General features: G+C 70.3%; 24 protein-coding genes and 1 tRNA gene. 11 read left to right on the top strand and 14 right to left on the bottom strand.

Annotated elements, in window-relative coordinates; genetic code table 11:
- Positions 1-10 precede the first annotated feature (10 nt).
- Entirely contained in the window at positions 11-721 is a 711-nt protein-coding gene (locus tag EDF28_RS00685; protein WP_123936843.1) for a DUF3027 domain-containing protein, read from the bottom strand.
- A gap of 4 nt (positions 722-725) precedes the next feature.
- Positions 726-1,103 carry a cold-shock protein gene (locus tag EDF28_RS00690; protein WP_111085215.1) on the bottom strand — a complete coding sequence of 126 codons (378 nt, stop codon included), beginning with the start codon at positions 1,101-1,103 and terminating at the stop codon, positions 726-728.
- Between the two features lie 55 nt (positions 1,104-1,158).
- On the opposite strand from EDF28_RS00690, the gene EDF28_RS00695 reads away from it, so the two are divergent.
- From EDF28_RS00695 to EDF28_RS00715, 5 genes are all read left to right on the top strand, one after another.
- Entirely contained in the window at positions 1,159-1,458 is a 300-nt protein-coding gene (locus EDF28_RS00695) for a hypothetical protein (RefSeq protein WP_123936844.1), read from the top strand.
- A gap of 28 nt (positions 1,459-1,486) precedes the next feature.
- Positions 1,487-3,250: a helicase-associated domain-containing protein gene (locus EDF28_RS00700; RefSeq protein ID WP_123936845.1), complete on the top strand. Its 1,764-nt coding sequence runs from the start codon at positions 1,487-1,489 to the stop codon at positions 3,248-3,250.
- Positions 3,251-3,298: 48 nt separating this feature from the next.
- The gene (locus EDF28_RS00705; RefSeq protein WP_123936846.1) at positions 3,299-4,996 is read left to right on the top strand and encodes a DNA repair helicase XPB; all 1,698 of its coding nucleotides are present in this window, start codon (positions 3,299-3,301) and stop codon (positions 4,994-4,996) included.
- A gap of 51 nt (positions 4,997-5,047) precedes the next feature.
- Complete coding sequence (locus EDF28_RS00710; protein WP_017888045.1) at positions 5,048-5,743, top strand: response regulator transcription factor; 696 nt, start codon at positions 5,048-5,050, stop codon at positions 5,741-5,743.
- Positions 5,744-5,809: 66 nt separating this feature from the next.
- On the top strand, positions 5,810-7,534 hold the full coding sequence (locus tag EDF28_RS00715) for a cell wall metabolism sensor histidine kinase WalK (RefSeq protein WP_123936847.1): 1,725 nt from the start codon (positions 5,810-5,812) through the stop codon (positions 7,532-7,534).
- 124 nt (positions 7,535-7,658) lie between these two features.
- Here EDF28_RS00715 and EDF28_RS00720 read toward each other — a convergent pair whose 3' ends face one another.
- The 7 genes from EDF28_RS00720 to EDF28_RS00750 form a co-directional block, all read right to left on the bottom strand.
- Complete coding sequence (locus EDF28_RS00720; RefSeq protein ID WP_123936848.1) at positions 7,659-8,555, bottom strand: hypothetical protein; 897 nt, start codon at positions 8,553-8,555, stop codon at positions 7,659-7,661.
- A 294-nt stretch (positions 8,556-8,849) separates the two neighbouring features.
- Entirely contained in the window at positions 8,850-10,472 is a 1,623-nt protein-coding gene (gene groL, locus EDF28_RS00725) for a chaperonin GroEL (protein ID WP_111085221.1), read from the bottom strand.
- A gap of 261 nt (positions 10,473-10,733) precedes the next feature.
- Positions 10,734-10,937 carry a cold-shock protein gene (locus EDF28_RS00730; RefSeq protein WP_111085222.1) on the bottom strand — a complete coding sequence of 68 codons (204 nt, stop codon included), beginning with the start codon at positions 10,935-10,937 and terminating at the stop codon, positions 10,734-10,736.
- Between the two features lie 181 nt (positions 10,938-11,118).
- Positions 11,119-11,724: a LytR C-terminal domain-containing protein gene (locus tag EDF28_RS00735; protein ID WP_123936849.1), complete on the bottom strand. Its 606-nt coding sequence runs from the start codon at positions 11,722-11,724 to the stop codon at positions 11,119-11,121.
- A complete protein-coding gene (locus EDF28_RS00740) occupies positions 11,721-12,062 on the bottom strand; it encodes a DUF3263 domain-containing protein (RefSeq protein ID WP_243692318.1) in 342 nt (113 codons plus the stop codon). Before EDF28_RS00740 ends, EDF28_RS00735 begins: the two co-directional genes overlap by 4 nt.
- A gap of 96 nt (positions 12,063-12,158) precedes the next feature.
- Positions 12,159-13,238 (bottom strand): DUF2332 family protein, encoded by a 1,080-nt coding sequence (locus tag EDF28_RS00745; protein WP_123936850.1) that lies wholly within the window; start codon positions 13,236-13,238, stop codon positions 12,159-12,161.
- Positions 13,238-13,711: a GNAT family N-acetyltransferase gene (locus tag EDF28_RS00750; RefSeq protein ID WP_185094105.1), complete on the bottom strand. Its 474-nt coding sequence runs from the start codon at positions 13,709-13,711 to the stop codon at positions 13,238-13,240. Before EDF28_RS00750 ends, EDF28_RS00745 begins: the two co-directional genes overlap by 1 nt.
- Before the next feature lie 65 nt (positions 13,712-13,776).
- Here EDF28_RS00750 and msrB point away from each other — a divergent pair, with 65 nt between their 5' ends.
- The gene (gene msrB, locus EDF28_RS00755; RefSeq protein WP_123293306.1) at positions 13,777-14,184 is read left to right on the top strand and encodes a peptide-methionine (R)-S-oxide reductase MsrB; all 408 of its coding nucleotides are present in this window, start codon (positions 13,777-13,779) and stop codon (positions 14,182-14,184) included.
- 37 nt (positions 14,185-14,221) lie between these two features.
- Positions 14,222-14,297 (top strand) — tRNA-Thr (locus EDF28_RS00760).
- A gap of 104 nt (positions 14,298-14,401) precedes the next feature.
- Here the strand turns inward: EDF28_RS00760 and EDF28_RS00765 are convergent.
- The 3 genes from EDF28_RS00765 to EDF28_RS00775 all read right to left on the bottom strand — a co-directional run bounded on the left by EDF28_RS00765 (position 14,402) and on the right by EDF28_RS00775 (position 17,242).
- Complete coding sequence (locus EDF28_RS00765; RefSeq protein WP_159570302.1) at positions 14,402-15,109, bottom strand: DUF3800 domain-containing protein; 708 nt, start codon at positions 15,107-15,109, stop codon at positions 14,402-14,404.
- Between the two features lie 240 nt (positions 15,110-15,349).
- Entirely contained in the window at positions 15,350-16,381 is a 1,032-nt protein-coding gene (locus EDF28_RS00770; protein WP_123936853.1) for an aldo/keto reductase, read from the bottom strand.
- A gap of 81 nt (positions 16,382-16,462) precedes the next feature.
- Complete coding sequence (locus EDF28_RS00775; RefSeq protein WP_123936854.1) at positions 16,463-17,242, bottom strand: alpha/beta fold hydrolase; 780 nt, start codon at positions 17,240-17,242, stop codon at positions 16,463-16,465.
- On the opposite strand from EDF28_RS00775, the gene EDF28_RS00780 reads away from it, so the two are divergent.
- Positions 17,241-17,975 (top strand): NAD(P)H-hydrate epimerase, encoded by a 735-nt coding sequence (locus tag EDF28_RS00780; RefSeq protein ID WP_260154453.1) that lies wholly within the window; start codon positions 17,241-17,243, stop codon positions 17,973-17,975. The genes EDF28_RS00775 and EDF28_RS00780 overlap by 2 nt on opposite strands.
- Positions 17,976-18,001: 26 nt before the next feature.
- On the opposite strand, the gene EDF28_RS00785 is transcribed toward EDF28_RS00780, so the two are convergent.
- Entirely contained in the window at positions 18,002-19,144 is a 1,143-nt protein-coding gene (locus tag EDF28_RS00785; protein ID WP_123936856.1) for a glycerol dehydrogenase, read from the bottom strand.
- A 112-nt stretch (positions 19,145-19,256) separates the two neighbouring features.
- Between EDF28_RS00785 and EDF28_RS00790 the strand changes: the two genes are divergently transcribed.
- On the top strand, positions 19,257-20,150 hold the full coding sequence (locus EDF28_RS00790; RefSeq protein WP_123936857.1) for a neutral zinc metallopeptidase: 894 nt from the start codon (positions 19,257-19,259) through the stop codon (positions 20,148-20,150).
- Between the two features lie 3 nt (positions 20,151-20,153).
- On the opposite strand, the gene EDF28_RS00795 is transcribed toward EDF28_RS00790, so the two are convergent.
- The gene (locus EDF28_RS00795) at positions 20,154-21,104 is read right to left on the bottom strand and encodes a thioredoxin domain-containing protein (protein ID WP_123936858.1); all 951 of its coding nucleotides are present in this window, start codon (positions 21,102-21,104) and stop codon (positions 20,154-20,156) included.
- Between the two features lie 264 nt (positions 21,105-21,368).
- Between EDF28_RS00795 and EDF28_RS00800 the strand changes: the two genes are divergently transcribed.
- Positions 21,369-22,469 (top strand): ABC transporter ATP-binding protein, encoded by a 1,101-nt coding sequence (locus EDF28_RS00800; RefSeq protein WP_123293301.1) that lies wholly within the window; start codon positions 21,369-21,371, stop codon positions 22,467-22,469.
- Positions 22,470-22,557: 88 nt separating this feature from the next.
- Positions 22,558-23,868, top strand: coding sequence for a DUF4032 domain-containing protein (locus EDF28_RS00805; RefSeq protein WP_123293300.1), 1,311 nt, complete (start codon positions 22,558-22,560; stop codon positions 23,866-23,868).
- Positions 23,869-23,923 lie beyond the last annotated feature (55 nt).

Consider the following 23,923-nt stretch of genomic DNA (forward strand, 5'->3'; position numbering starts at 1 on the left):
CGGGTGCGTGTCAGGAGCGGTGGAAGTCCGGGTCGACCTCACCGGCATCGAGCTGGGCGCCGTCGAGGTCGGCGTCCGGGTCGACGGGCTGCACGCGCTGCGCGCGACGACGGCGAGGGGGCTGCGGGGCGTCGTCGACGTCCTCGTCGTCCGCATCAGCGGTGTCGGCGAGCGCGTCGACGTCCACACCATCGATGTCGTCGTCGTCCGGTTCGTCGAGGTCGTCCTCGTCCGCTTCGAACTCGGAGTCCTCGTCGTCCTCGTCGTCCTCCGACTCGTCGTCGGCTTCGTCGTCGTCCGAGTCGTCGTAGTCGGCGTCCTCGTCCGACTCGTCATCGAAGTCGTCGTCGTCCTCGTCGTCCGACTCGTCGTCGTCGCCCTCGTCGTCGGACTCCTCGTCCGACTCGTGGTCCTGTGCCGCCCGGTACTCGGCCAGTCGCTCGGACCACGGCACCCACTCCGGCGCGACGAGCGAGCCGTCGCCGGGCATCAGCTCGACCTCGAGCACGGTGGGGTCCTCGTCGCCGACCTTCGCGACGCTGACGGTCCAGCGCCAGCCGGGGTAGCCCGGCATGCGGTTCGCGAACAGGACGGAGACGACGCCGTCGCCCTCGTCCACGGTGCCGACGGGCGCGCCGATGCTCGACTCGGGGGTCACCTCGAGCAGCGCGGTCCGCGCCAGGTCGGTGTAGTCAACGGGTACTGCGTCGCTGTCTGTCATGGCGTCACGCCTCCAACTGGTCTGCGACGTGCCGCAGGATGGCGGCGAGTCGATCGCCGTTCTTCGGGTAGCGGCCGTGGCGGAGGTCTCCGCTGATCCGGTCGAGTTCCTTCACCAGGTCCTCGACGATCACGGCCATGTCGTCTGCGGAGCGACGGGTCATCCGGGACAACGACGGCTGCGGGTCGAGGAGCCGCACGGACAGTGCCTGCGACCCCTTCTTCCCCTGCACGACGCCGTACTCGAGCCGGGATCCCGCCTTCACGGTCACGACGCCGTCGGGCAGCGAGGACGCGTGCAGGAACACCTGGTCGCCGTCGTCTCCGGTGATGAAGCCGAAGCCCTTGTCGTCGTCGTAGAACTTGACCTTGCCGGTGGGCATGCGTGGACTCCTCGAGGTCGTGGTACGGCCGTGGTGCGTCGGATATCCTGGGTCGATGGCCAATCCGACCCGATCAACCGGGAACCCGCAGGATTCCGCAGAACCCCCGGTGACGTTCAATCGTACCGAACGCGCTCTGGCGTTCATGGTCGGTGGCATATTCATCGCTGCGTTCCTCTGCATGGCGGCGATGATCGTCATGTGGCTGACGGTCCCGAGCGCGCAGGGCTCCATGCCGTGGCCGGTGATCATGGCGATCCCGCTCGTCGGTTTCCCGATCGGCATGGTCCTGGTCTTCACGCTCCTCGCCATCACTTGGACGCGCCGCGCACGAGCCAACCGGACGGCTCGCTGACGTCCGCCCCGGACGCTGGCACCGGACGATGACGACCACCGCCGACCTGGCCGCCCGACTCCGGGCGTTGCCGGACGACTCCCTCGAACGACTCGTCGCTGCGCGGAGCCTGCCCCCGGCCGCCCTCGGCGAGACCGGTCCGCAACGGATCACCGACTTCTTCGACCTGGCCGAGGCGCTCCGCACCGACGACGCGGTCGACGCCGCCGTCGAGCACCTGCCCCGCGCCACGATCCTGGCGCTCCGCGACGGCGGTGACACCGACCGCCTCGGTCCGGCGATCACGCTCGGCCTGGCCGACGAGGACGGCGCCGTCGACGACGCGGTCGCCGCACGCGTGGCCGCCCACCCCGACCTCGTGGCACTGCGATCGACGGGAGGCCCGGATCGCCCCGACCGCGCCGCCCACGCCGACGACGTGGCCGGCCAGGACCGCGCGCGCACCACCGGCGCGGAGCAGGCGTTCTCGAGCATGACCGTGCTCGCCGAGCTGCTGCGTGCGGTGGACGCCGGCACCGTCCGCGAACTCGTCAAGGGCGGCATCGGCACGCCGCTCGCGAAGACCCTGGCCGAGCGCATCGGCACCGACGCCGACGTCGTGCCCGGCCGCCTCGCACTGCTCGACCGGGTCGGGTTCGCCGACCCGGGCTCCGGCCGGTGGACGGTCACCGACGCCGGACAGGACTGGCTCGTCGCCGGCTGGCCGGACCGCTGGGCGACGCTCGTGTCGGCCTGGGCGGACACCCTCGGCCCCGCGGTGCACGAGGTCCTCGCACTCGCCGACGACGACCTGCGCGACCTCGTGGCACTCGGCCGCTGGGCGTACCCGGCGGGCTCCCGCTGGCTCGACGCCGTGCTGCTCGAGGCGGCCGGCACCGCCGCGTCGCTCGGACTCGCGGTCGACGGCATCGTCACGAGCACCGGCCGCGCGTTGCTGGACGGTGACGCCAGGCCCGCAGCGGACGACCTGCCCGGCACCGTCAGCCAGGTGTACCTGCAGCACGACCTGACGGTGATCGCCCCCGGGCCCCTCGCCCCGGTCGACGACGCCGCCCTGCGCACGGTCGCCGTGCTCGAGGCACCCGGTCTGGCCGCCCGCTACCGCATCTCCGAGGACACCCTGCGCACGGCGTTCCGTGCCGGGCACTCCCGCGACGACGTCCTGGCGCTGCTCACCCGACTGTCGTCGACCGGCGTCCCGCAGCCCCTCGCCTACCTGGTCGACCAGGTCGCCGGACGCGACGGCAGCATCGTCGTCGACCGCGGCGAGGGCGGGGTCGGCACCGTCGTCCGCGGCACCGCGGACCAGCTCGACCTGATCGGTGTCGACGCCGAACTCCGGCAGATGGCGTGGGAGCGCAGCGACCTGACGACGCTCACCACCCGCTACCCGGCGCACGTCGTGCACACCGCGCTCGAGGACCAGCGCTACCCGGCCGTGCTCGCGACCGGCGCCCGCCCCGAGACGCACCACGGGCCTCCCGGTCGGCGCAGCCCCACCGGACGCTCGCCGGAGCAGGCGGCGCACGCACTCGTGGAACGGCTCCGCCTGACCACCCAGCGCGGCGACGCCGAACCGGAGCAGGAGTGGCTCGGGCGGCAGATCGACCTGGCGGTGCGCGGTCGCACGCCGATCCGGCTGACGGTGCGGATGCCGGACGGCTCCGAACGGCCGTTCTCGATCATCCCGACCTCGGTCGCCGCCGGACGCGTCCGAGGGCGCGACACCAGCGTCGACGTCGAGCGCACGCTGCCGCTGTCGCTCGTCGTGGCGGTCGAGAGCGACGCCTGAGGGGCACGGTCACCCGAACGCAGGTGACGACGGCTAGGCTGGCAGGTCATGAACGGACCGCTGATCGTGCAGAGCGACCGCACCGTGCTCCTCGAGGTCGCACACCCCGACGCCGAGGACGCACGCCACGAGCTCGCGGCCTTCGCCGAACTCGAACGCGCCCCCGAGCACGTGCACACCTACCGCATCACCCGCCTCGGCCTGTGGAACGCACGGGCCGCCGGACACGACGCCGAGGCGATGATCGCCACCCTCGAGCGCTTCGCCAAGTTCCCGGTGCCGCAGAGCGTCACCGTGGACATCCGCGACACGGTGTCCCGCTACGGCCGACTCGTCATCCGGCGCGAGGAACGCGAGGACGCCCCGGTCATCGCGAACTCCCCCAACGAGGAACTCGAGCGCCTGCCCGTCCTGCTCCTGACCGCCGAGGACCCGTCCGTGCTGGCCGAGGTCATCCGGTCGAAGCGGATCAAGCCACTGCTCGGCGACATGCGGACCCCCTCCGAGGTCGAGCTGCAGCCGTGGGCACGCGGGCAGATCAAGCAGGAACTCGTGAAGCTCGGCTGGCCGGCCGAGGACCTGGCGGGCTACACCCCCGGGCAGCCGCACCCGATCGACCTCGACACGACCGAGTGGCACATGCGCCCGTACCAGGAGCAGGCCGTCGACACGTTCTTCGCGCAGGGCTCCGGTGTCGTCGTGCTGCCCTGTGGCGCCGGCAAGACCCTGGTCGGTGCCGGGGCGATGGCGACCGTCAAGGCGACCACGCTCATCCTCGTGACGAACACCGTGTCCGCGCGGCAGTGGCGCAGCGAGCTCCTCAAGCGCACGACCCTGCAGGCCGAGGACATCGGCGAGTACTCGGGCAGCGTCAAGGAGATCCGGCCGGTCACGATCGCGACCTACCAGATCCTGACCGCCCGTCGGAAGGGCGAGTACACGCACCTGTCCCTGCTCGACGCCCTCGACTGGGGCCTCATCGTCTACGACGAGGTCCACCTGCTGCCGGCCCCGGTGTTCAAGCTGACCGCCGACCTGCAGGCCCGCCGACGCCTGGGCCTGACCGCGACGCTCGTGCGCGAGGACGGCCGGGAGGGCGACGTGTTCTCCCTGATCGGTCCGAAGCGCTACGACGCTCCGTGGAAGGAGATCGAGGCCCAGGGCTACATCTCCCCGGCCGAGTGCTACGAGGTGCGCATCGACCTGCCGCACCAGGAACGCCTGGAGTACGCGGCCTCGAGCGACGACGAGCGCTACCGGCTCGCTGCCACCTCGCCTGCGAAGACCCCGGTCGTCCGCGAGCTCATCGAGAAGCACCGCGGCGAGCAGATCTTGGTGATCGGGCAGTACATCGACCAGCTCGACGCACTGGCCTCGTCCCTCGACGCGGCCGAGATCACCGGTGCGACGCCCGTCGACGAGCGCGAGCGGCTGTACGACGCGTTCCGTGCCGGCGAGGTGGACGTGCTGGTCGTGTCGAAGGTCGCGAACTTCTCGATCGACCTGCCCGACGCCACCGTCGCGATCCAGGTCTCCGGGTCGTTCGGGTCACGACAAGAAGAAGCGCAGCGCCTCGGTCGACTGCTCCGCCCGAACAAGGACGGCCTGCCCGCGTCGTTCTACACGCTCGTCGCCAGGGACACCGTCGACCAGGACTTCGCACAGAACCGGCAGCGGTTCCTCGCGGAGCAGGGGTACTCCTACACGATCCTGGATGCCGACCAGGTCCAGGCGCCCGTGGGCTGACGTACGCACCGCTCTCAGGAAACCATTAGGGAACGGTCAGAAGATAGGACCATGAGCGATGGCCCCAAGATCCTGATCGTCGACGACGAGCCGAACATCCGCGACCTCCTGACGACCTCGTTGCGCTTCGCCGGGTTCGCCGTCCGTGCCGTCGGCAACGGCGCACAGGCGATCTCGGCCGTGCTCGAGGAAGAACCCGACCTGATCATCCTCGACGTGATGCTCCCCGACATGAACGGCTTCGGCGTCACCAAGCGCCTGCGGTCGTCCGGGTACACCTCGCCGATCCTGTTCCTCACCGCGAAGGACGACACCGAGGACAAGATCACCGGCCTCACCGTCGGCGGCGACGACTACGTCACCAAGCCGTTCTCCCTCGACGAGATCGTCGCTCGCATCAAGGCCATCCTCCGTCGCACCATGAACGACGAGGAAGACGCGATCATCCGCGCCGGCGAGCTCACCATGGACCAGGACACGCACGAGGTCACGATCGGTGACGCGCAGATCGAGCTCTCCCCCACCGAGTTCAAGCTGCTCCGCTACCTGATGCTCAACCCGAACCGCGTGCTGTCGAAGGCGCAGATCCTCGACCACGTCTGGGAGTACGACTTCAACGGCGACGCCGGCATCGTCGAGAGCTACATCTCGTACCTGCGTCGCAAGCTCGACCAGTACTCGGCCGAGCCGATCATCCAGACCAAGCGCGGGTTCGGGTACATGCTCAAGGCGTCCAAGGCCTCGTAGCCCGTTCCGTTCTTCACGGCGGTCGTCCGGTTTCACCGGGCGGCCGCTGTCTATCGTTGGGGCAGCATGCACACGCGAATGAGCCGCTGGTGGGACGGGATCTCCCTGCGCACCAAGATCACCGGGATCACGGTGCTCCTGGTCGCGCTCGGCCTGCTCGTCGCCGGGCTCGGCACGATGACCGTCCTGTCGACGTACCTGATGGCGCAGCTCGACAACAACGTCAAGGGCACCACGGAGCAGCTCGAGGGCCAGAACATCAGCGACGGCGAGCAGTACTGCAAGCTGTCGGTCGTGCTGTCGCAGAGCGCCTACGTGGCCGCGTACGACGCCGACGGCGACCAGATCTGCCAGACGAAGGCATCGAGCCGTCCGGACATCCGCGAACTGGACTTCTCCGCAGCGGCGCAGAACGGCGCGCGCTTCTCGCTCTACGACAGCCAGCACAACCACGAGTGGCGTGCTCAGGTCATCCCGGCGTCGCTGCAGAACCAGACGAGCGGTTCCACCGAGACCGGCTTCGTGCTCGTCGCGGTGTCGAGCGCCGACACCGACCAGACCATCGCCCGGTTCACCGTCATCTTCCTGGGCTTCGGCATCTCGGTGATCCTGCTCGGCGCCATGCTCACGCGGCTGCTCGTCACCGCCACGTTCGACCCGTTGCGCGACGTCGAGGACACCGCTGCACGCTTCGCCGCCGGGGACTTCAACCAGCGCCTCGAGGCCGACACCCCGAACACCGAGGTCGGGCGACTGAACCGCTCCCTCAACGTCATGCTCGAGCGCATCGACACCGCGTTCGAGGACCGCCAGCGCACCATCGACCAGATGCGGCGGTTCGTCGGCGACGCCTCGCACGAACTCCGCACCCCGCTGGTGTCCCTGCGCGGGTACGCCGAGCTGTACCGGATGGGCGCCCTGCGCAAGGAAGAGGACGTCGCCCAGGCGATGGAGCGCATCGAGAAAGAGGCGAAGCGGATGGGCCTGCTCGTGCAGGACCTGCTCCAGCTCGCCCGCATCGACGAGTCCAAGCCGCTCGAGCTCGGCCCGGTCGACCTCGTCGCCATCGCCCGTGACTCGGCGCTCGACACCATGGCGTCCAACCCGGACCGCGAGATCCAGGTCCTGGTCGAGGACGCCATGACGGGCGAGAGCGTCCCCCAGGCAGTGCGGCCGCCCGCTTCGTCGTCCTCGCTCTCGTCGGGGTCGTCGGACTCGTCGGGCTCCTCGTCCGACACGGGCGAGGTCCCCCCGGCATCGCCCACGTCGGCGAACACCACGGGTCCCATCGCATTCTCGCGGCAGACGATCGCGCGGCTGCGTGCTCGGCGCACCCGGGCGATGGACATCGAGGCCGGTGCCGCTCCCACCGACGAGACCACGCCGCTTCCGACGGTCGTCATGCCCCAGCGTCCCCCGATCGTGCTGGCGGAGGAGAACAAGATCCGCCAGATCGTCACGAACCTGATGGGCAACGCCATGCGGTTCACCGAGCACGACGACCCGATCGAGATCGGCGTCGGGGTGGACGACGACCGCGGCATGGCCCACATCGACGTCATCGACCACGGTGAGGGGATCCCGGCGCAGCTGCGCGACAAGATCTTCCAGCGGTTCTGGCGTGCCGACACCTCGCGTGCACGGGACACCGGTGGCTCGGGCCTCGGGCTCGCGATCGTGTCGGGCATCGTCGCGGCGCACCACGGCTCGGTCGAGGTGTTCGACACCGAGGGTGGCGGCGCGACCTTCCGCGTCTGGCTGCCGCTGCTGCCGCGCGACTACGCCGCCTGACGCGGGCGCTTGCCGACTGGTCACGAACCGTCGCCCCGCAACTGTCCGTGCGACGAGCCCTGACCACTCGACGTGCACCCGACAGCACGTTGCGACCACTCTGTGGCGCCGGACTGCCGGGAGTTCACGTCCGGCGGAGACGGATCGTGACCGTCCGCGCCTCGAAGGCCTGGCGAAGCCGCTCCAACAGCACCGCTGGCCGCCCCGCGTCGGCAGCCGTCGCGTGGATGATGAGCCAGTCGTTCACCACGAATCCGTTGTCGCGTCGCTGGTCGTGACGGAACGCGTCGCGCTCCCGGTGGTGGTCGCCGTCGTACTCGAGACCGATCCGGAGCGCCGGCCAGACGAGGTCGACGCGACCAAGGAACAGCCCGCTCGGGTCGTGCACGTCCAGGTTGAGTTCCGGCTCCGGGAACCCTGCGTCCTCGACAGCGAGCCGGAGCCAGGTCTCCATCGCGGACTCTGCCCCCACGCGGATCCGGTCAAGCGCGCTCCGCGCCCGGCGGACGTAGCGGCTGCCCGGCAACACCGCCGCCCGGAGGTCGTCGATCGTCGCCAATCCGGATCGGCCGACCAGGTGATCACCGACCGCAACGAGCGCGGGGACGTCGAGACTCGCAGCACACTCGAACCACATCGCGGACGGGGCACTGACCCGGTGGCCCCTGTGCTCCACCACCTCGGGCTCTGCACGTCGGTGCCCGACGACGTTCGGACGGCGCATCCGCACCCCGTTCTCAACCGTCGTCACGTGGACGGCCGTCTCGGACCGCATCGACGCGGGAAGCGGCGCACCCCAGAGCCGAGCGGCCGTGGTGTGGCTGAAGTACTGATCAGGGCGCATCACCTGCGCGACGGCCTCGAGGAAGTCCGCCGACCCTGCCGGCGCGCGAACACCTCGGACCGGCGCGACGAGGTCACTCCGGCGGAGCCGCTCGGGATGCACACCCTTCCCCACGGCCTCGGCCACCGTGAAGGTGCGGACTTCGAGGGCTCGGGGCAGGCGGCGCGGCGTCGGCATCTGGCCAGCTTGAGGCGCGGGAGGGGGACGTGAGGCACGGGCGGACCGGACTGTGGAAGAGGAGGCGAGCCGGGCCTCCTGTGCAGGACTGGGCTCCGCCCGAGCCGGCACGCGTGCCCACCAACGGCCAGAACACCCCGTTCGCACGTCGGCGACCGGTCGCCTGCTGTCGGTACGCGCTCGCGCTGCCGACGTCTGGTGACCGCTCGGCGAACCTGAGCGGCGCGCCACCCCCCCCCCGCACGCGGAAGGGCCCCGCACGCGCAGCGTGCGGGGCCCTTCCGACAGGACTGCTTAGAAGTCCATGCCACCCGTCGGGTCGCCGGCCGGAGCGGCCGCGGCACGCTCGGGCTTGTCGGCGACGACGACCTCGGTCGTCAGGAACAGACCAGCGATCGACGCAGCGTTCTGCAGCGCCGAGCGCGTGACCTTGGCCGGGTCGATGATGCCCGCGGCGATGAGGTCGACGTACTCGCCGGTCGCGGCGTTGAGGCCCCAACCTGCTTCGAGCTCGCGGACCTTGGCGGCCACGACACCCGGCTCGAGACCGGCGTTCAGCGCGATCTGCTTGAGCGGTGCGTCGATGGCGACGCGGACGATGTTCGCACCGGTCGCCTCGTCACCCTCGAGGGTGAGTGCGTCGAGCGCGACCTTGCCGGCCTGGATGAGGGCGACGCCACCACCGGCGACGATGCCCTCTTCGACGGCAGCCTTCGCGTTGCGGACGGCGTCCTCGATGCGGTGCTTGCGCTCCTTGAGCTCGACCTCGGTCGCGGCACCCGCCTTGATGACGGCGACGCCACCGGCGAGCTTCGCGAGGCGCTCCTGGAGCTTCTCGCGGTCGTAGTCGGAGTCGGTCGCGTCGATCTCGGCGCGGATCTGACGGACACGGCCGGCGATCTGCTCGGCGTCGCCGGCACCCTCGACGATCGTGGTCTCGTCCTTCGTGATGACGACCTTGCGGGCACGACCGAGCAGGTCGAGCGTCGCGTTCTCGAGCTTGAGGCCGACCTCTTCGGAGATGACCTGGCCACCGGTCAGGATCGCGATGTCCTGCAGCATGGCCTTGCGGCGGTCACCGAAGCCCGGGGCCTTGACGGCGACGGACTTGAAGATGCCGCGGATCTTGTTCACGACGAGCGTGGCCAGAGCCTCGCCGTCGACGTCCTCGGCGATGATCAGGAGCTGCTTGCCCGCCTGGATCACCTTGTCGACGACCGGCAGGAGGTCCTTGATGTTCGAGATCTTCGAGTTGACGATCAGGATGTAGGCGTCCTCGAAGACGGCTTCCTGACGCTCGGGGTCGGTGACGAAGTACTGCGACAGGTAGCCCTTGTCGAAGCGCATGCCCTCGGTCAGCTCGAGCTCGGTGCCGAAGGTGTTCGACTCCTCGACGGTGACGACACCTTCCTTGCCGACCTTGTCGATGGCCTCGGCGATGAGCGCGCCGATGGTCGGGTCTGCAGCCGAGATCGACGCGGTCGCGGCGATCTGGTCCTTGGTCTCGATGTCCTTCGCGTTGGCGAGGAGCTGGTCGGAGACGGCAGAGACGGCCTTCTCGATGCCGCGCTTGAGCGACACGGGGTCGGCGCCAGCGGCGACGTTGCGCAGGCCCTCGCGGACGAGTGCCTGGGCGAGGACGGTCGCGGTGGTCGTACCGTCACCGGCGACGTCGTCGGTCTTCTTGGCGACCTCCTTGACGAGCTCCGCACCGATCTTCTCGTACGGGTCGTCGAGCTCGATCTCCTTGGCGATGGAGACACCGTCGTTCGTGATCGTGGGGGCGCCCCACTTCTTCTCGAGGACGACGTTGCGGCCGCGCGGGCCGAGCGTCACCTTCACGGCGTCGGCCAGCTGGTTCAGGCCGCGCTCGAGGCCACGGCGGGCCTCCTCGTCGAAAGCAATGATCTTAGCCATGTGAGTTCTCGTCCCTCCCGGACGTCGTGGGGTCGTGCTGGCACTCAACGTGAGCGAGTGCCAACGCCGATTCTGGCACTCGCCCGGTGCGAGTGCAACACGATCGGGAGGCTCGTCACGTCTTCCCAGGACACGCCCCGCCAACAGCGCACCCCGACCACCGCCGCGGACCTCCCGCCACGCACGTCACGCAGCAGGGGCCACGCACGACGAACGCGCCGCCCCTGACGGGACGGCGCGTTCGTGATGAGTGTCGTGCGTTCAGGCCGGTCGGACTGCCTCCGCCTGCGGGCCCTTCGACCCGGTGCCGACGTCGAACACCACTGCCTGGCCCTCCTCGAGGACCTTGTAACCCGACATGTCGATGGCCGAGTAGTGCACGAACACGTCCTGGCCTCCTCCATCGACGGTGATGAAGCCGAAGCCCTTTTCAGCGTTGAACCACTTGACGGTTCCGTTGGCCATGATCTCTTGCTCCCTGGTACTGCTGTGCGAACGACGTGTTCGTCGTCTGCAAGGGACTCTGCTCGAAGCGCGCCGATCAGGCAAGAGGTGTGACGTTGTTTCACGTCGATTCCGTCAGAAATCAACGTGCCCGAAACACGACCGTCACAAATGCGGGTCGAAAGCGCCCGCGGAATGCGGATCAGCCGGTGTAGTCGGCCCCGAGCACGACGCTCACGTCGGCGTTCGGGAACGCTGCCGACTGCTGCACGGCGGTGACCCCGAGCTGCTTCGCGATGCCCTGCGCGACCGCCGCCTGTGCGGCCTGCTGGTAGTACACGACGGTCGAGGTCGACCCGGTCGTGCCGGCGTCCCCGGTCGAGGCGACCTGCCAGCCGGCACCGGTCAGCGTGGCGCTGGCGCGGGCGGCGAGACCGGTGGTCGTCGTGCCGTTCAGGACGACGACAGTGGTCGTGCCCTGCTGTGCCGGCGTCGCGGCAGCGGCTCCGGAGTCGGCACCCGACCCGGCCGACGACGACGCCGAGGGCTTCGAGGTGGCGGACGCGGACGGCTTCGACGTGGCCGACGAGCTCGTCGACGCCGAGGGCGAGTCCGAGCCGCTGAACGAGTAGCTGCCGTTCAGGAGCGCGAGGACGAGCACGCCGATGCCGACGAGCACACCGGTGGCGAGTGCCGCCCAGGCGAACGCGATCCAGCCACGGCCGCGGCGCTGGGCACCGCGGTGTGCGCCGACCCGGGGGCCGTCGGCGACGTCGTCGAACCGGTCACGGGAGAATCTGGTGCTCATCGTTCCTCTTCACGTCCTTCGGGAGCGGCACCGGGCGCGACGAAGCTGCGCGTCGCCCGGGCGCTGGTGCGCGCGTGGCGGAGCCGCTGCAGCCTGGTGACGAGCTGCGGGTCGTACGCGAGTGCCGCGGGCGAGTCGATCACGCGGTTCAGCACCTGGTAGTAGCGCGCCGCCGACATCTCGAACTCGACCCGGATCTCCGCTTCCTTCGTGCGGTCGTGCCGTGCCCGGTCGTGCTCGAACGACAGCACACGCTGCGCGAGCTCACTGAGCTGGTCAGCGCGGTGCTGGTCAGCGCGGTGCTCGTCAGCACGGTGCTCGTCGGTGGAGCTGGTCACGGCGGTTCCGATCACGGTCGGGTAACGGGTCTCGAACATCGTAGGGGCGGAGAGCATCCGGACCCTGGCACGGCGCTGGACTGTCGCGAACACCGGTCACAGGTTCGGGTCGCGGAACCAGCGCACACGCGTGCCGAACGGGTCCGAGACGGCGACCGCGGTGCCGTCGATCGAGGCCGTGGCGAAGGCGTCCGGATCCGCCGCGCCGACGTCGTCGGGCAGCGTCGCCGCCACACCGCGCAGGATCCCGGTGCGTTCGAGCGCGATCCAGTGCACGCCGCGTTCGCGGACGCGGTCCACGAACCGCTGGCGCTCGGCACCCGGCACGTAGACCAGGGTGCCGGTGGTCAGCACGACCGGCTCCACGTCGTCCGGCAGGGCGTCCAGTGCACGGTCGAGGTCGCCGGGCAGCGTGCCCCGGATCCGCACGGGAGGCACGGCGAGCGTCGCGCGCGCCGCCTCGCGCATCAGGGCGATCCGGTCCAGGGCCTCTGGTGGGACCGCTTCGACCAGACGGTCGAACGCGCCGTCCGCCGAGAGGTCGATCGGGTTCGGGTCGAGCAGCACCCGCGCACCGACGCGGATCGGCGCGCGGGCTGGAGCCGGCACCGCCCCCGAGGCCGCGACGACGAGCCGGATCGAGGGGTCGTCCGCCGCCGTGTGCATCCGGACGAGCTCGGTGCGCACCCCACCGTGGTCGTCGCGCCCCGAGGAGTCGGGGCGCGACGACAGCACCGGGGCGCGATCCGCCGGCACCCGGGACTCCGACGTCCGGTGGTCGAGCGTGACCCGGTCCGGGATCGAGCAGAGCCCGGCGGCGCCCCCTGCGTCCACCAACCCGAGCGGCCGCGAGGCCCGCTCCGCGAGCGCCGCGAACAGCGGGACGACGGGACCGAGCCGCCGCGGGTCGTTGGCCTGCACCGTGGCGGAGGCGAGGGCCGTGACCAGCGCGGGGCGGGCCTCCCGACCGATCGCGCGCAGCGCACCGGGGTCCGACGGATCCGCGCCGAGCCGCCGCGCGACCGCGAAGAAGAGTTCCGGCTGCCGCTGCTGCTCGGCGACCTCGTCGAGGAGCGCAACCAACGCAGGGTCGAGCGACCGCGCCCAGGCGGCGTAGGACGGGGACACGGCCTCGATGCGGTCGGCGTAGGCGGCGTACCGGCCGAGGGTGTCCATCAGCGCCCCGGGCGGTGCATGCCGACGTGCCGGATGCCGGCTTCGTCGTAGGGCGTCCCGAACCGGACGAAGCCGTGGCGTTCGTAGAGCGCAGCGACGTACTCCTGGGCGTGCAGGACGACGGGTTCGTGCCCGTGGGCCGCGAGCACGGCGGCGACGAGCCGGCCAGCGATACCGTGCCCACGGTGGTCGGGGTGCGTCGCGACCCGGCCGATCACCCAGGACGGCGGCGGTGCATCCGCCGGGTGTTCTTCGTCCGCAGCCGGTCGGATCAGGCGCAGGTACCCAACCGCTTCGGTGTCCGCACCGAACCACCAGTGCTCGGTCTCGGGCTCACGGTCACGGCCGTCGAAGTCCTCGGCCGTCACCCGTTGTTCGAGTGCGAAGACGCGGTTCCGGAGCACCACGATGCCGTACAGTTCGTCCGTCGTCAGACGGGTCCAGCGGGCGTGGTGCACGGAATGCTCGGACATCGTCGCGAGTTTACTGAAGTGGTCGGGAGTGCCCGGAAGAACCCGACCGGAAGCAGGAGGAAACAATGGCATACAACGTCGACAAGTCCGACGCCCAGTGGCGCGAGGACCTCTCCCCGGACCAGTACGCCGTCCTGCGTCAGGCGGGGACCGAACGGCCGTGGACCGGTGAACTCCTCGACGAGGAGCGTGCCGGCGTCTACACCTGTGCGGCCTGCAACGCAGAGCTGTTCAAGAGCGGCACGAAGTTCGACTCCGGCTGCGGCTGGCCGTCGTTCTACGAGTCGGTGAACCCCGACGCCGTACAGCTGATCGACGACAAGTCGCTCGGCATGGTGCGAACCGAGGTCCGTTGCGCGAACTGCGGTTCGCACCTGGGGCACGTGTTCCCCGACGGCTTCGGCACGCCCACCGGCGACCGGTACTGCATGAACTCGATCTCGCTGAACTTCGCGGAGAAGCCGGCCGAGTGAGACCCCGACGCCCTCACCGGTAAGATGAGCGGCGTCAGCCGGCATGGCGCAATTGGTAGCGCACCGTACTTGTAATACGGGGGTTGCGGGTTCGAGTCCCGCTGCCGGCCCCATATACTGGATTCGCAGGCCGCGACCTCTTCGCCGCCCGCACCGCCTTCAGCCCCGCCGCGAGCGGGGCTGTCGTGCGTCCAGGGCTTCTTCCACCCCGCACTCGTCAGGGCCAGACCCCCGCGCTGTACGCGCAGCTCTCGATGTCCGAGACGAGTGCGGAGAGGACCCGCGCCTGACGATGATCCCGTTCGTCGACGGTCTGGGACCGCACCCAGACGAACGCGACGAGATCAGCGACCTGCAGCATCCTGGAGTAGTGGCTCGGCGCGAAGTGCACCGTGTCGAGAAGCCGTTCAAGCCGGGTTTGCATGTACGTTCCCGGGGTCCCGTAGGCCTGGTACACCGCGAAGCGCTCACGATGACGGTCCCGATCCGACCGTTCGTCCGCGATGACCAGGGCGTGCATCTCCAGGTCGCCGGCCCTCCTGTCCACCCGTTGCAGCAGGTGCTGGAACGCAACCTGCTCCGGAGTGTGCCGATCGCGGAACCCACGCGTGTCCTGGTAACGGCGGAGTTGCTCCGGCCGAGCGCCGCGGAGCAACACGGTCGCGCCGGAGGCAACAACGGCTTCGACGACGTCGAGGAACACCTTCACGCGCACGCGCGGAGGCACCCCGCTCCATGCTCCCTTTCCGTGGAAGATCGGATGGGCGTGGAGCTCCGTCTGCGGCTCGACGCCGTACTCCTGGAGCGCGGCGACGATCTCGTGCATGCGTTGCGTGAGCCAACGGGTCTGCGAGGCATCCGCCATCACGGCGCCGAACCCGTAGAGGTCCGGTTTGAACGATTCGTCGACGAAACAGAGCAGCACGCTGGAATACTGCCGTACACGATGCGCGGCAGGGATCGCGACGCACTGCCGGGCACGAAGCGATGCCCCGGGTGATCACTCACCCGGGGCATCGGCGCGTGTGGAACACGGATCAGGGAGTGTTCCCGGCGCTGGACGCGGTAACCAGCCGGTCGTGCGAAGAGGATGACACCTCACCGAACCGTGCGTCCACACCCGGAGCCCACATCAGCGCGAATCCGCACGAACGTGCACGGATCTTCAGCGCCCGCCGGTGATCTTGCGCCCCCGCTGTGCGACACCCGCGGTGCCGTACGGGTAGTCGTCGATGCGCGGCGCGCTGGCGTCGGTGAGCTGCGTGAGCTCCGCGTCGGTCAGCACGAGGTCGGCCGCACCGAGGTTGTCCTCGAGCTGGGACACGGTCCGGGCGCCGAGGATCACGCTCGTCACCGCCGGCCGGGCGAGCAGCCAGGCGAGGGCGACCTGCGACCGCGAGGCGCCGTGCGCGTCGGCGACCGCGGACACCGCGTCGAGGACGGCCCAGGTGCGCTCGTCACCGTTCCGCGCTTCCCAGGCCTCCATGCCGCGTGCCGGGTTCTCGCCGAGGCGGGTGGAGCCGGTCGGGGCTTCGTCGCGCTGGTACTTGCCGGACAGCCAGCCTCCGGCCAGGGGCGACCAGGGCAGCAGGCCGATCCCGGCGTCGAGGCTGGCGGGGACGATCTCGTGCTCGATGTCGCGGACGAGCAAGTTGTACTGCGGCTGCAGGGTGACCGGCGGGGCCCAACCGTGCGCCTTCGCCTCGTACACGGCCTTCGTGATCTGGTAGCCGAGGTAGTTCGAGAAGCCGTACGAGCCGATCTTGCCGGCGGAGACCGCGTCGTCGAGGAACCGGAGCGTCTCCTCGATCGGCGTCAGGGCGTCCCAGGCGTGCATCTGGTACAGGTCGATGTGGTCGACGCCGAGGCGCTCGAGCGAGGCGTCGAGCGCGACCCGGAGGTGCCGGCGCGACAGGCCGACGTCGTTCGGGCCGTCGCCCTGCGGGAAGCGGCCCTTGGTGGCGAGGACGACCTGCTGCGCCTCGGTGGGGTGTGCCGCGAGCCAGCGACCGATGATCCGCTCGGACTCGTTGCCCGAGTAGACGTCGGCCGTGTCGATCAGGGTGCCGCCGGCCGCGACGAACGTGTCGATGATGGTGTGGGAGGTGGGTTCGTCGGCTTCGCTGCCGAACGTCATGGTGCCGAGGGTCAGCGTCGACACCGATGTCCCGCTGTTGCCGAGGAGTCTGTAGTCCATGGCGGGGACGGTACGCGCGGTGTCCGGCGACAGCGAGGACCTACGAGTACCCCTCAGCGCGGGGCGGACAACGCGCCGCGGTCAGGAACGCAGGAACGCCAGCGCCGCCTCGCGGAACGCCCGTGACGTCGGTGCGTTGAAGTGGTTGCGCCCCGGGATCTCGAAGAACGACGCGTCCGGGGCCGCCTGCGCCAACCGCACGGCGCTGTCGCGGATGCCGTCCTCGCTGCCGGCCGCCATCAGGATCGGCTGCGCGGGAGCGTTGTCCGGCGTCGGCTCGATGCTGTTCCGCATCCCCTCGACCATCGCCACGAGCGCCGCGAGGTCGTTCCCCTCGACGTTCCCCGCCATGGTCAGGTAGCCGTTGGTCACGCGGTCCTCGATCGGGGTGCCGTCCGCCAGGTACGCCTTCGCCTGGTCGACCCGCACGCGGCGCATCGGGTCGGCGTCGGGGATCCCGCCGAACACCGCGCGGGTGATGCGGTCCGGCAGCCGTTCGGCGGTGTGCCAGCCGACGCGTGCGCCGAGCGAGTACCCGAGGAACGCCGCCTCGTCGAGCAGGTACGTGTCGATCACGGTGGTGACGTCCGCCACGAGCAGGTCCATCGAGTACGCACCGGGGTCGCGCGGCTTCGCGCTCGCTCCGTGCCCGCGCTGGTCGAACGCCAGCACGCGGTACCCGGCGCGGACGAGGTCACGGGTCCAACCGGAGGCGTGCCAGTTCAGCACCGCACCGGAGGCGAACCCGTGCACCGCGACGACCGCGGGGGCGTCGGGATCGCCGAAGTCGTAGGTCGCGAGCCGGAGGCCGTCGGGCGACATCACGATGCGGGGACGGGGCGCTTCGGGGACGAGTGACATGTCCCCTCCAGGGTACCGGGGCACTGTGGTCGCCATGGACGGCTACGGCGGTGACCAGATCCGGGCGGCAGAGCGGCCACACCTCGACGCGGGTGAGCCCCTCATGCAACGAGCGGCCGACGTGCTGGCCCGCATCGTCGGCGACCTGCTCGACGATCCGGCCGTCCGGCCGGGCGACGGACCGGGGTCCGTCCTACTGCTGGTGGGCAGCGGCGACAACGGTGGTGACGCCCTGTTCGCGGGTGCGCGGCTGGCGGCGGCCGGGAGGCACGTGGCAGTCTTGCGCGTCGGCTCACGCGTGCACGAGGCGGGCCTGGCAGCGGCGCTGGACGCCGGGGCGCGCCTCCTCGATGATCCTGCCGGACCGGAGGCTGCGGTGACGGACGCGGCACTCGACGCCGACCTGGTGCTCGACGCGATCCTCGGGATCGGGGTGCAGGGGCCTGCGGCCCTCCGCTCCCCCGCCCGCGAGGTCGTCGACGCCATCCGTGAACTCGCCCGCGACCAGCGCGCACCGTTCGTCGTCGCCGTCGACGTGCCGAGCGGCATCGACGTCGACACCGGCGGGATCGCGGACGACCACGTGCTGCACGCCGACGTCACGGTCACGTTCGGCGGGGTGAAGGCCGGGTTGCTGACGGGGCCGGCCGCCACCCTCGCGGGACGGATCGAGCTGGTGGACGTCGGGATCGGTGCGGACCTGGCGACGATGGAGCCGCTGGTCCGCACCTGACCCCGACCCGTCAGCGCAGCCGTCCCTCAGTGGTGCTGGTACAGGACCGGCTCCGGCAGTCCGTGCTCGGCGCGGATGCTCCGCGCGATGCCCTCGACGGCGATGAGCGCGTCCACCACGAGCTCCGGCGTGACCGGGAACGGCATGTTGTGGATGGTCTCGCCCTCGACGGTCGCGGCCTCGGCCACGGCGCGGAGCTCCGTCGTGTCGTCGACGGTCAGGCCGATCTCGGTCAGGGTGTTCGGCAGGCCGACCTTCGTGGTGAAGACGACGAAGTCCTCGATCTCCTCGGCCGGTGCACCCTCGAGCACGAGCTGCGCGATCGTGCCGATGTTGACCTTCTGCCCGTGCGCCAAGCCGTGCGCCTGCGGAGCGGCGGTCAGTCCGTTGTGGATCGCGTGCGCTGCCGCCAGTCCGCCGGACTCGAACCCCAGGCCCGACAGCAGGGTGTTCGCCTCGACGACCTTCTCGAGCGCGGGCGTGACGACCTTGGCCTTCACGGCCTCGATGGCCTGCAGGGCGTTCTCGTGCAGCAGCTTCCAGGACAGCTCGGCGAGCGCGACGCCGGTCTCGGTCTGCAGCCCGCCGGCCATGGTGTCGGCGTTCGCACGCTTGGCGGCACGGGCCTCGACCCAGGTGGCCAGGGCGTCGCCGATGCCCGCGACCAGGAACTGGACGGGAGCGTTCGCGACGAGCTTCGTGTCGATGAGGACGAGGTCGGGGTTGTGCGGGAAGAACCGGTACTCGATGAACTCCCCTTCCTCGGAGTAGATCACCGCGAGCGCCGAGGTCGGGGCGTCGGTACTCGCCGCCGTCGGGACACTCGCCCAGCGGATGCCGGCCAGGTGCCCGGAGGCCTTGGCCGCGTCGATCGCCGAACCGCCGCCGAGCCCGACGATGACGTCCGCGTCGGTCGACCGGATCTGCTCGACGAGGTCGTCGACCGCCTTCGGCGTCGCGAAGCGACCGAAGCCGACCCGCTCGACCCGCAGGTCGGCCGCCTGGAAGCTCGTCGTCACCGCGGCCTCGACGATGCCCCACACGACGTCGTCGGCGACGATCAGGGGGCGCTTGCCGATGGGAGCGACGAACTCGCCGACGCGGGTGATTGCGTCCTTGCCCTGCACGTAGCTGGCGGGGCTCATCACGGTGCTGATGGGAGTGGCCATGGTTGCGGTTCCTTCCGGTTGTACGACACGTGTCGGGGTCGCCGACGTCCCAGACGGTACGCGCGGGGCATGCGTGCGGCGTGCGAGTCCCGTGGGCCGTACATTCGGGGGCATGACGTTCAACGACGATTCGCAGCTCAAGGGCGGCAGGGTGAAGCGCCGGGGTCGGACGGCCGCGGTCGGCGGCGGCGCCGTCGGCGTCACGGCGATCGTCGTCTTCCTGATCGCGCAGTTCACGGGCTTCGACCTCAGCGGGTTCGTCGACGGCGGCAGCGGCACGACGCAGATCCAGCAGCAGGGCGAGACCGTGGACGCCGCGCCGGAGTGCCGCACCGGGCGAGACGCCAACCTCAAGGTCGAGTGCCGGATGGAGGGCGCAGCCGAGTCACTCGACGGCTACTGGACGGCCGAGGCCCGGAAGCTCGGGATCTCGTACACGGCGCCGGACTTCTTCCTGTTCGACGGCTCGACTGACACGTCGTGCGGTCAGGCGTCCGCTGCAACCGGGCCCTTCTACTGCCCGCCGGACCGCGCGATCTACCTCGACACCGCGTTCTACGACGACCTGCAGTCGAAGTACGGGTCGTCGGGCGGGCCGCTCGCGCAGATGTACGTCGTCGCGCACGAGTGGGGCCACCACATCCAGCAGCTGCAGGGTGCCTTCGCGAGCACGGACCGTTCGGGCACCGGGGCGTCGTCCGGCAGTGTCCGCGTCGAGCTGCAAGCCGACTGCTACGCCGGCGCCTGGGTCGGCGACGCGGCGAACACCGAGGACGCGAACGGCGAGACCTTCTTCGAGCCGATCAGCCGGTCCGAGATCGCCGATGCCCTGTCCGCCGCGAGCGCCGTGGGCGACGACAGCATCCAGGAGCGCTCGAGCGGCCGGGTCGACCCGGACTCCTTCACGCACGGCTCGAGTGAGCAGCGCCAGAAGTGGTTCGTCCGCGGCTACCAGCAGGGCGCGACGAGCTGCGACACGTTCAGCGTCCCTGGTTCGTCGCTGTAGCGATCAGCCCTTCGTCGGCGTGGGCGTCGGTGTCGCGCTCCGCGTGCGGGACGGCGTCGCGCTCGGCGTGGGGGTCGGGGTGGGCGTCGCCTCGGTGGCACCGGCCGCGGTGACCACGAAGGTGCGGAAGTCGTCGTTCGTGATCGGCGACGTGAGCTCGTACTGCTGCCCGTTGACGAGCACCAGCGGCGTGCCGGGGAAGTCGCTCAGGGTCGACCCGGGGATGTCGCCGCCGGACACCGCGGTCGTCTGCTCGTCGACCCACTTGCTGTAGTCCTGGTCGGCGATGCAGCTCGTGACGGCCCGGCGGTCCTGCAGGCCGGAGACCCCGGTGACGACCTTGGTGAGCTGCGCGTCGGTGAGCCCGGGTGTGCCTTCTTCCGGCTGCTCGGCGTAGAGCGCCTTGTTGACCGCGTAGAACTGGTCCGGCGAGTGCTCGGCGACGCAGGCCGCGGCGTTCGCGGCGCGCAGTGAGTACTTGGTGCCCTGCGACCGGTTCGACAGGACCGCGAGCGGGTGGATGTCGACGGTGGCGGCGCCGGAGTCGACGAGGCTCTCGATGTAGTCGCCGTTGGCCTGTTCGAACTCGCCGCAGGTCGGGCAGAGGTAGTCGACGTACAGCGTGATGCGCACCGTGCCCGCACCAGCGGTCGCCGAGGCGCTCGGCGACGCACTGCTCGACGCGGTCACGGGCTTGAGCCCCTCGCCGAGGGTGATGCCGCCCTGCGACATGGTCGAGGGCCCGGGGCCTGCTGGCTTCACGGAGTCGACCAGGACGAGCGTGACGACGGCGGCCGCTGCGAGCAGGACGACACCGAGTCCGATCTGGAGTCCGAGCCGGGTTCCGCGCTGGCGGCGCTTCTGCTGTGTCCTGTGGCGCTGCGCTCGCTGTCGGGCGGCTTCGCGGCGCTCGTTCCGCGCGGCGCGGGCGTCACCCTCGGGGCGGTTGGTCATCGGTGCGTCGTCCTCCTGATCGGCGTCCGCACGACCTACCCCCGCTCGGCGGACGGACCCGGCGATTGTAGTGGGCCGCTCTGGGAACCACCCAACCACGCTCTGGGAACCGACCGGCCAGGGGGAAAACACTGGCGCACCCGCGAGAACTCGTGTTGTATGAACCTCGATGGTCGACGACGACCATCCGGGGCCCTCGCGGGCTGACCGCTTCACTCGGATCGTCCGGCACGTACCTGCCGGTGAAGAAAGGACCGAACGCTCATGGCGTCCGTCACCTATGACAAGGCAACCCGTCTCTACCCCGGAGGCAACCGTCCCGCGGTCGACTCCCTCGACCTGGACGTCGCCGACGGCGAGTTCCTCGTCCTCGTCGGCCCCTCGGGTTGTGGCAAGTCCACCTCGCTCCGCATGCTGGCCGGCCTCGAAGAGGTCAACTCCGGTCAGATCCGCATCGGCGACCGCGACGTCACGGACGTCCCGCCGAAGGACCGCGACATCGCGATGGTGTTCCAGAACTACGCGCTGTACCCGCACATGACCGTCGCCGAGAACATGGGCTTCGCGCTCAAGATCGCCGGTGTCGGCAAGGACGAGCGCGCCACCCGCGTGCAGGAAGCCGCGAAGCTCCTCGACCTCGAGGACTACCTCGGCCGCAAGCCGAAGGCGCTCTCCGGTGGTCAGCGTCAGCGCGTCGCGATGGGCCGTGCGATCGTCCGTCAGCCGCAGGTGTTCCTCATGGACGAGCCGCTGTCGAACCTCGACGCCAAGCTCCGCGTCCAGACCCGTACGCAGATCGCGTCGCTCCAGCGCCGTCTCGGCGTCACCACGGTCTACGTCACGCACGACCAGACCGAGGCACTGACCATGGGTGACCGCATCGCGGTGCTCAAGGACGGCATCCTGCAGCAGGTCGGCACGCCGCGCGACCTGTACGAGAAGCCGAACAACGTCTTCGTCGCGGGCTTCATCGGCTCGCCGGCGATGAACCTGCTGCCGGCCGACGTCGTCGAGGGCGGCATCAAGTTCGGCACGCTCAACCACGCGATCGACCGCGACACGCTCTCCAACGCGCGTTCCGCCCAGATCACCGTGGGCATCCGCCCCGAGGACGTCGTCGTGGCGCAGTCGGGCGAAGGCCTGCCGGTCACGGTCGACGTGGTCGAGGAACTCGGCGCCGACGGCTACCTCTACGGTCACGCCGACGTCAAGGGCACGCGCGTCGACATCGTCGCCCGCGTGGACGGCCGTTCGCACCCGTCGATCGGTGACACCATCGTGGTGACGCCGAAGTCGGGCCACGTGCACGCCTTCGACACCGAGTCGGGCGAGCGCCTGGACGACAAGGCCGTCGTCAGCGCGTAACCGAAGCGCACTCCCCGAGAGCCCGCGCCGCCTCACAAGGGCGGGTCGCGGGCTCTCGGCTGTCCCCCACGACACCGAAGGATCCACCGTGCCCGACTCGATGTCCATCACCGCAGCCACCGTCGACCCCGGCCTGCTCGACCTGCCGTGGGACCTGCCGCTGGCGGACTGGCCGGACGAGACCATCGTGGCCCTGCCGAAGGGCATCTCACGGCACCTGGTGCGCTTCGTGCACCTGAGTGGGTACGTCGCCGCCGTGAAGGAGACGGGCGAGGAGATCGCGCGCTCCGAGTACGAGATGCTCCGCACGCTGCAGCGCATGGACGTGCCGTGCGTCGACCCCGTCGCCGTCATCACCGGTCGGGTCGACGCGGACGGCGAGCAGCTGCACCCCGTGCTCGTGACGCGGCACCTGCGCTTCTCGCTGCCGTACCGCGCGCTGTACTCGCAGACCCTGCGCCCGGAGACCGCGACCCGTCTCGTCGACGCCCTCGCGTTGCTGCTCGTCCGGCTGCACGTCATCGGCTTCTACTGGGGCGACGTGTCGCTCTCGAACACGCTGTTCCGTCGCGACGCGGGCTCGTTCGCCGCGTACCTGGTCGACGCCGAGACCGGCAAGCTCTACCCCGGCGGGCTGTCGAACGGGCAGCGCGAGAACGACCTCGAGGTCGCGCGCGTGAACATCGCCGGCGAGCTCCTCGACCTCGAGGCCGGCGGCCGTCTCGACGAGAACGCCGACCCCGTGGACGTCTCCAACCGGATCGTGGCGCAGTACCGGACGCTCTGGACCGAGCTCACGGGCACCGAGCAGTTCGACATCAAGGAACGCTGGCGCATCAACGACCGCGTCGAGCGGCTCAACGAGCTCGGCTTCGACATCGAGGAGCTCTCGATCCACACGACCGAGGGCGGTTCGCAGGTGCGGATCCAGCCGAAGGTCGTCGACGCCGGACACCACCAGCGACGCCTGCTGCGGCTGACCGGCCTGGACGCCGGCGAGAACCAGGCCCGACGCCTGCTCAACGACCTCGACTCGTACCGGGCACGCAACGGCCGCGACGAACTCGACGAGGAGATGGTGGCGCACGAGTGGGTCTCGCGGGTCTTCGAGCCCGTCGTCCGCTCGATCCCCCGTGACCTGCGCGGTCGCCTCGAACCCGCGGAGGTCTTCCACGAACTGCTCGAGCACCGCTGGTTCATGTCGCAGGAAGAGGAGCGGTCGGTCTCGCTGCCCGAGGCCACCACGGCGTACATCAACGACGTGCTGCGCCACCGCCGCGACGAGCGCCTGCTCATCAACCCGCCGACGTCGTCGATGACGCTGCCGATCCCCGTGGTCGACGACGCGGAACCCGCAGACGACGACGCCGACGTCCAGGACTGGCGCACCACCGTCTGACCCGGGTCGCCGGTCGGTCACGACACTCCGCCGGGTGGGTGCCGACTGGTCACAG

Source organism: Curtobacterium sp. PhB137, assembly GCF_003814955.1.
GTDB lineage: Bacteria > Actinomycetota > Actinomycetes > Actinomycetales > Microbacteriaceae > Curtobacterium.